The organism is Bacillus sp. EKM206B, assembly GCF_011066015.1.
GTDB classification, from domain to species: Bacteria; Bacillota; Bacilli; order Bacillales; family Bacillaceae; genus Bacillus; species Bacillus velezensis.
In genome coordinates, this window is the sequence record NZ_JAAMNL010000023.1 from 1 (window position 1) to 9,257 (window position 9,257).

The window sequence follows — 9,257 nt, forward strand, 5'->3', positions numbered from 1 at the left end:
ACGGAAGGCAAGCAGGCCGACCAGGGACCTGTCGAAGGCGAAGCGGCCTTAACGCCGATCCAGCGCTGGTTCTTTGAGAAAAACTTCACGGACAAACACCACTGGAACCAATCCGTCATGCTTCACGCGAAAGACGGCTTTGATCCGGAGGTAACAGAAAAAACATTACATGTCCTGACGGTGCACCATGATGCGCTCCGGATGATTTATCGTGAACAAAAACCGTATTACAGAGGGCTTGAGGATGAGTCTGTTGAACTGAACGTCTTTGAGCTGAACGGACCTGCTGAAGACCATGAGGACCGTATCGAAAGGGAAGCAGACCGTCTTCAAAGCAGTATTTCACTGGAAACAGGACATCTCTTGAAAGCCGGGCTCTTCCGGGCTGAAGATGGAGACCACCTTCTTCTCGCAATCCATCACTTAGTCGTGGATGGTGTATCTTGGCGGATTTTACTGGAGGACTTTACGTCCGTGTATACGCAGCTGAAGCAAGGCAATGAACCGGCGCTGCCGCCGAAAACACATTCATTCGCCGAATTTGCCGAGAGAATCAAAGAATACGCAAATACGAAGGCGTTTCTGAAAGAAGCGGATTACTGGAGAGAGCTTGAGGAAAAAGAGGTATGCACTCAGCTTCCGAAAGACAGGCAGTCTGGTGATCAGCGCATGAGACATACGAGAACGGTCAGCTTCTCTCTGACGCCTGAACAAACTGAACAGCTGACGACAAACGTACATGAAGCCTATCACACCGAAATGAACGACATCCTGCTCACGGCGCTCGGACTGGCGCTGAAAGAGTGGACGGGTGAAGACACGATCGGCGTTCATTTGGAAGGCCACGGGCGCGAAGACATTCTTGACGGCCTGAATATCACCCGGACGGTCGGATGGTTTACGAGCATGTATCCGATGATCCTTGAGATGAAGCACGCCGACGATCTTTCATATCAGCTGAAACAAATGAAAGAAGACATCAGACACATCCCGAACAAAGGAGTCGGCTACGGCATTCTGCGTTATGTAACGGCGCCTGAGCATAAAGAGAATCTTTCATTTGAGATTGATCCGGATATCAGCTTTAACTACTTAGGCCAGTTTAATGAGATGTCGGATTCCGGCTTATTTACAAGATCCGGGATGCCGTCAGGACAATCGCTGAGCCCTGACACAGAGAAGCCGAATGCGCTTGATATTGTCGGATTTATAGAAAATGGGCAGATGACGATGACGTTTGCCTATCATTCTCTCGAATTTCATGAAAAAACCATTCAATCGTTCAGTGACAGTTTTAAAGGGCACCTCTTGAAAATCATAGATCACTGCCTGGCCCAAGACGGACCTGAGCTTACGCCTAGCGATCTTGGCGATGATGATCTGACGCTTGATGAACTTGATAAATTAATGGAAATTCTCTAACAGAAAAGACAGAGGTGACATATGAGCAAAAAATCGATTCAAAAGGTGTATGCACTCACACCGATGCAGGAGGGAATGCTGTATCATGCGCTGCTTGATCCGCATTCTTCCTCCTACTTCACACAATTAGAGCTTAGGATTCACGGAAGCTTTCAGCTGGAGCTTTTTGAAAAAAGCGTCAATGAGCTGATCCGGACATATGACATCCTGCGTACGGTATTCGTGCACCAGCAGCTTCAAAAACCGCGCCAAGTCGTATTAGCCGAGCGGAAGACGAAGGTGCACTATGAAGATATCAGTCAATTAGATGAATCGCGCCAAACCGAATATATTGAACGCTATAAACGCGGCGTGCAGCAGCAGGGCTTTCATCTGGCGAAGGATATTCTCTTTAAAGCGGCGGTGTTCAGACTCAGTGAGAAGGAGCTGTATCTCGTCTGGAGCAATCATCATATCGTCATGGACGGCTGGAGTATGGGCGTTTTGATGAAAAGCCTGTTCCAAAACTATGAAGCGCTTCGTGCCGGCCGGCCTGCCGGGGGAAGCCAAGGCAAACCTTACTCTGACTATATCAAATGGCTCGGAGGCCGGGATTATGAGGAGGCGGAACAATATTGGAGCAGCCGACTGGCGGATTTCGAACAGCCGAGCCTGCTCCCGGGCCGTCTGGCATCAGAAAAGAAAGACTACCAAAATGAAGAATATTCTTTTGTCTGGGATGAAGAGCTGGTCGCGCAGATTCAGCAGACCGCCAACCGGCATCAAGTCACAGGGCCTAACCTGTTTCAGGCCGTTTGGGGTGCGGTGCTCAGCAAATACAACTATACAGACGATGTGGTGTTCGGCACCGTCGTATCAGGCCGTCCTTCAGAAATCAACGGCATAGAAACGATGGCGGGGCTGTTCATCAATACAATTCCCGTCAGAATCAAGATTGACAAAGATGCAGCCTTTTCGGACGTGATGGCGGCAGTTCAGAAAAATGCCGTGGAAGCCGAGCGCTATGATTATGTGCCGCTCTATGACATTCAAAAGCGCTCCGCCCTGGACGGCAGCCTCTTAAATCATTTGGTCGCGTTTGAAAACTATCCGCTGGACAAAGAGCTGGAAAACGGGGGCATGGAGGAAAGACTCGGCTTTTCCATTAAAGTTGAACATGCTTTTGAGCAGACGAGCTTTGATTTCAATCTCATCGTGTATCCGGGAAAAACGTGGACTGTCAAAATCAAATACAATGGAGCGGCTTTCGCTCATGATGCCATCGAACGAACGGCGCACCATCTGACCCGCATGATGAAAGCCGCGGTCGGAACGCCTGACGCGCCCGTGCAGGAACTCGGCCTTGTTTCAGGCGAAGAAGAGCGGCAGATTGTTGAGATATTCAATGATACGAACACGGCGCTTCCGGAAGAGGAGGCCGTTCACCGTTTGTTTGAAGCACAGGCAAACCGGACACCTGCAAGCATCGCGATAAAAGAAGCGGGACGCGAATGGACCTACCGTGAAGTGAACGAAGCGGCCAACCGTCTGGCGAGACACCTTGTGAAGAGCGGGCTGGAAAAAGGCCGGACCGCCGCTATTATGAACGACCGGTCTGCGGAAACCGTTATCGGAATGCTTGCCGTTCTAAAAGCAGGCGGCGCATATGTGCCGATTGATCCGGCTTTTCCGGAGGACCGTCTCCGCTTTATGGCGGAAGACAGCTCGATTCGGCTCGTGCTGACAGTTCAGGACTATCAAGAACAAGCGGGCGCATTGCAAGTCCCGGTCGTCATGCTGGATGAAAGCGCGGATGAAACGGTAAGCGGAACAGACTTGAATCTTCCGGCCGGCGGCAACGACTTGGCGTATATCATGTATACATCCGGATCGACCGGCAAACCGAAAGGCGTCATGATTGAACACAGAAATATCATCAGGCTCGTCAAACATTCGAATTACGTGCCGGTTCATGAAGAAGACCGGATGGCGCAAACGGGAGCCGTCAGCTTTGATGCCGGAACCTTCGAAGTCTTCGGCGCATTGCTGAACGGAGCGTCATTGCACCCGGTGAAAAAAGAGACGCTGCTTGACGCCGGACAATTCGCCCAATTTCTGAAAGAGCAGCGGATCACGACCATGTGGCTGACGTCTCCGCTGTTTAATCAGCTTGCCCAAAAGGATGCCGGCATGTTTAACACGCTCCGGCACCTCATCATCGGCGGTGATGCACTTGTGCCGCATATCGTCAGCAAAGTGAGGAAGGCATCACCGGAGCTGTCGCTTTGGAACGGATACGGGCCGACGGAGAATACGACGTTTTCGACGAGTTTTCTCATTGATCAGGATTATGACGGTTCGGTCCCGATCGGGAAGCCGATCGGAAATTCCACTGCGTACATTATGGATGAAAACCGCAATCTCCAGCCGATCGGCGCGCCCGGTGAGCTGTGCGTCGGCGGAAGCGGAGTGGCAAGAGGCTATGTGAACCTGCCTGAATTAACGGAGAAACAGTTTGTCCGCGATCCGTTCAGACCGGATGAAATGATATACCGGACGGGGGACTTGGCGAAGTGGCTTCCGGACGGCACGATCGAGTTTCTCGGCAGAATTGACAACCAAGTAAAGGTCCGCGGTTTCAGAATCGAGCTCGGCGAAATCGAGGCGAAAATCAGCCAGGCGGAGAATGTGACGGAATCTGCGGCTGTGATCCGGAAAAATAAAGCGGATGAAAATGAAATCTGCGCTTACTTTACGGCAGACCAAGCCCTTTCGCCGGAAGACCTGCGCAAAACACTTTCGGAATCACTTCCGGAATATATGATTCCCGCGCACTTCATCCAGATGAATCAGTTTCCGCTGACGGCGAACGGAAAGATTGATAAAAAAGCGCTGCCTGAGCCTCAGGCTGAAGCCGTTCAAAAAGAATACGTAGCGCCGAAAACGGAAGCGGAGCAGAAACTCGCTGACATTTGGGAAGGCATTCTCGGTGTAAAAGCGGGTGTGACTGACAATTTCTTCACGATTGGCGGACATTCTTTAAAAGCCATGATGATGACCGCTAAAATCCAGGAGCATTTTCAAAAAGAAGTGCCGATTAAAGTGTTATTTGAAAAGCCGACCATTCAGGAGCTTGCACATTATTTGCAGCATGAGAGCGAGGAGGAGCAGCAGTTTGAACCGATCCGACAAGCGCCTTATCAGAAGCATTATCCTGTTTCCTCAGCACAGCGCAGGATGTATATCCTTAATCAGCTCGGACAGGCAAGCACGAGCTACAACGTCCCTGCTGTACTTTTGCTGGAAGGGTCAGTAGACAAAAAGCGTCTTGAGGAGGCCATGCAGGCGTTAATCAACCGTCATGAGACACTGCGTACGTCGTTTGACATGGCAGAGGGAGAAGTCGTGCAGACCATTCACAAAAATGTGTCGTTTGAGCTTGAAACCGCCGAGGGCCGGGAAGAAGATGCAGAAGAGCTGACAAAAGCCTTTATCAGGCCGTTTGCGCTCAACCGCGCGCCGCTTGTCCGTTCGAAGCTGATCCGGCTTGAAGAAGACCGGCATCTTCTGCTGATTGACATGCACCACATTATTACGGACGGAAGCTCAATGGGCATTTTCATCGGTGATCTTGCGAAGCTTTATCAAGGCACGGAGCTTGCGCTGCCGAAGATTCATTATAAGGATTTTTCAGTCTGGCAGCGTGAAAAAGCAAATCTCGATCAGCACGAAGCCTACTGGCTTGATACGTTCAAAGGCGATCTGCCGGTGTTGGATCTGCCGCTTGATTTCCCGCGTCCTGCCGAGCGCAGTTTTGAAGGGGAACGCGTCATCTTCGGGCTTGATAAACAGGTGACGGCGCAGATTAAGAAGCTGCTGGCTGATACGGATACGACGATGTACATGTTCTTGTTAGCCGCTTTTCAAGTGCTGCTGTCCAAATATTCGGGGCAGGAAGACATCATAGTCGGGTCTCCGGCCGCCGGAAGACAGCATCCTGATCTCCAAGACGTGCCAGGCATGTTTGTCAACACAGTTGCGCTTCGGTCGCATCCTGCCGGCAAAAAAACGTTCAAACAATTTCTGGATGAGGTGAAAACAGCGAGCCTTCAAGCTTTTGAGCATCAAAGCTATCCGCTTGAAGAATTAATTGAAAAACTGCCGTTAACGAGGGACACAAGCCGGAGTCCGCTGTTCAGCGTGTTATTTAATATGCAGAACATGGAGATCCCGGCCCTGCGGCTCGGAGATTTGGAAATTTCTTCATACTCCATGCATCATCATGTCGCTAAATTTGATCTTTCCTTAGAAGCGGCTGAGCGCGGAGAAGAGGTCGGATTGAGCTTTGATTACGCGAAAGCCTTATTTGCGGACGAAACCATCCGCCGCTGGAGCGCTCATTTTGTCAATCTGATTAAAGCCTGCGCTGAAAATCCGGATATTCAGCTGGCCGACGCAAGCCTGCTGTCCGCTCCTGAACGGGAAGCGCTCCTTTCTGATGAAAAACGTACGGAAGCGGATCTGCCTGAGGGCACTTTTGTTTCGCTGTTTGAACGGCAAGCGCAAAAAACGCCTGATCTCACAGCGGTTGCGGGCGGAATAAGTCTGACATATCGTGAGCTTGATGAACGCTCGAACCGGTTTGCCCGCCACCTTCAGGCTTGTGGAACGGGCAGTGAGGACATCGTAGCCATTATGATGGATCGTTCGGCCGACTTGATTACCGCGATTCTCGGCGTCATGAAAGCCGGAGCGGCATTTCTCCCGATTGATCCGGAGACTCCTGAAGAGAGAATCCGCTACTCTCTCGAAGACAGCGGAACGAAGCTTCTGGTCGTCAATGAGAGAAACATGACAGCGGCCGCCGTTTATAAAGGAAAAACGGTCGTAATGGAAGACGGAGAATGGCAGAACGAAAGCGCCGACCGGCTTGAAACGGAGCCCGGCGCCGACCAGCTTGCATATATCATTTATACCTCGGGAACAACGGGCAAACCGAAAGGCGTCCAGCTGGAGCACCGCAATCTAATCAATTATGTCACATGGTTCAGCCGTGAAGCCGGTTTGACCGAAGCTGACAAATCCGTGCTGCTGTCTTCTTACGCATTTGATCTCGGCTATACGGCTATATTCCCGATTCTTCAGGCGGGCGGAGAGCTGCACATTGTGCCGAAAGAGACGTACACCGCGCCTGATCAGCTTGGTGAGTATATACAGAAAAACGGCATTACGTATATGAAACTGACGCCGTCATTGTTCCATATGATCGTCAATACAGCCCGTTTTACATCAGAACGCCGTTTCAGCCCGCTTCGTTTAGTGGTGCTCGGCGGAGAAAAGATCATCACGTCCGATGTCCGCAAGTTTCATGACGTATACGCCCATACCGACTTCATCAATCACTACGGGCCGACGGAAACGACGATCGGCGCCATTGCCGGACGGATCAATATGGAGCGCCTTGATCAATATGAACAGCGTCCCGTCATCGGCCGCCCGATCGCGAATACCGGCGCGCTTGTATTGGACGGAGCAATGCAGCTCGTTCCTCCGGGCGCAAGCGGCGAGCTTTATATTACCGGGAAGGGGCTTGCCAGAGGATATCTTCACCGTCCGCAGCTGACGGCGGAGAAATTTCTCCCAAATCCTTTTTCACCGGACAGCCTCATGTACAAAACGGGAGATGTCGTCCGCAGGCTTCCTGACGGGACGATTGAATTTATCGGCCGTGCGGATGATCAGGTGAAAATCCGGGGCTACCGCATTGAATTAAAAGAGGTTGAAACTGTGCTGTTAAGCGTAAACGGCATTCAGGAGGCGGTCGTTCTCGCAGTCAGCGAAGGCGGGCTGCCGGAACTGTGCGCGTATTATAAAGCCGACAGCGAGCTGAAAGGCTCTGAGCTTCGCAAACGGCTTTCCGAAACACTGCCGTCTCATATGCTTCCGGCTTATTTCATGCAAGTAGACCGCATTCCGCTCACAGCCAACGGAAAAACCGATAAAAACGCCCTTCCGAAACCGGGCGTCAGCCAAACGGCGCAAACAGCTTCAGCCTTGCCGGAAACGGAATTGGAGGAAAAGCTGTGCCGCATTTGGAAACAGACACTCGGTACGGATACGCTCGGCATTGACGATAATTTCTTCGATTATGGCGGGCACTCTTTAAAAGGCATGATGCTCCTCGCCAATATTCAGGCTGAACTGGACAAAACGGTTCCGTTAAAAGCGCTGTTCGAACAGCCGACTGTCCGCCTGCTTGCCGCATATATCGAAAAATCAGCGGTATCTGAGGGATATCGGATGATCTCACCGGCAGACAGTGCAGACGCGTACCCGTTATCATCCGCCCAAAAACGGATGTACGTCCTGAACCAGCTTGACCGGGAGACAATCAGCTATAATATGCCGTCCGTTCTTCTGATGGAAGGAGAAGTCAATATTTCAAGGCTTCAGGAAGCGCTCAATCAGATGATCGATCGCCACGAATCTTTGCGGACGTCCTTTATCGATCAAAACGGCCGCCCGATGCAGCAGATCGCAGAACAGGCTGACATCGACCTGCACATCTTTGAAGCAGCAGACGAGGAGAAAGCGGATCTTATCATTCAGGCATTCATTAAGCCGTTCGATCTGAGTGCGGCTCCGCTCATTCGGGCCGCTCTTGTCAGACTGAATGAAAAGAAACACCTGCTGCTGCTGGATATGCATCATATTATTGCCGACGGCGTGTCCAGAAGCATGCTGGTCAAAGAGCTCGCTCATCTTTACAAAGGCGGAAGCCTGCCGTCGCCGACCCTGCACTATAAAGACTTCGCCGTCTGGCAGAATGAACCCGAGCAGGCCGAACGGATGAAAGACCATGAGCGTTATTGGCTCTCCGCATTTTCCGGCGAGCTTCCTGAATTGAATCTGCCGACCGATTTCCCCCGTCCGCCGGTTCAAAGTTTTAAAGGACAATCCGTCCGTTTCAGAGCGGGGCGTGAAACGGAAAAAGCGGTGCGTGAATTAATGGAATCATCGGGAGCGACTCTTCATATGGTGCTTCACGCCGCGTTCCATGTCTTTTTGAGCAAAATCACGGGGCAGCGCGATATCATTATCGGCTCGGTGACCGCCGGAAGAACGAGCGCTGAAGTTCAGGAAATGCCGGGGATGTTTGTCAATACGCTTGCGCTTCGCAATGAAACGCGAAAAGAGCAGACCTTTGCCGGGTTGCTCGAACGGGTGAAACAAACCAATCTCGACGCGCTGGCGCATCAGGATTATCCGTTTGAAGATCTGATCGGAAAGCTTGACCTGCCGAGAGATATGAGCCGTAACCCATTGTTCCAGGTGATGGTGACGACAGAAGATCCGGATAAAGAAACACTGGAACTGGAGAACCTGCGCATCACTCCGTATGAGTCAAACCAAGGCACGGCGAAATTCGATCTGACACTCGGCGGCTTTACGGATCAAGAAGGTCTCGGCCTTCAGTTTGAATATGCGACTGATCTGTTTAAAAAAGAAACAATTGAAAAGTGGAGCGCCGGGTTCCTGCGGATTCTGAAGCAAGCGGCAGAAAGTCCGGACAGAAAGCTGCCTGAGATTTCACTGATCAGCGATGCTGAAAAACAAGCCCTCCTCAACGCATGGAAAGGAAAAACAATTTCTGTGCCGCGGGACAAAACGGTTCACCGTCTCTTTGAAGAAACGGCCGCCCGCTACGCGAACCGGCCGGCCGCGGCATACAACGGCGCGAAATGGACGTACGGCGAGCTGAACGCAAGGGCGAATCGCATCGCGCGCATTCTCATGGACTGCGGCGTCACGGCTGACGAACGTGTCGGCATTTTGACGAAACCGTCCTTGGAAAT

General features: G+C 51.5%; 2 protein-coding genes. Both read left to right on the forward strand.

The window, feature by feature from the left end:
• A partial coding sequence (locus tag G9F50_RS20050; RefSeq protein ID WP_260399196.1) for a condensation domain-containing protein occupies positions 1-1,422 on the forward strand: 1,422 nt, incomplete at its 5' end.
• A 21-nt stretch (positions 1,423-1,443) separates the two neighbouring features.
• The coding region (srfAB, locus tag G9F50_RS20900; protein ID WP_165406615.1) for a surfactin non-ribosomal peptide synthetase SrfAB at positions 1,444-9,257 on the forward strand (7,814 nt) is incomplete at its 3' end.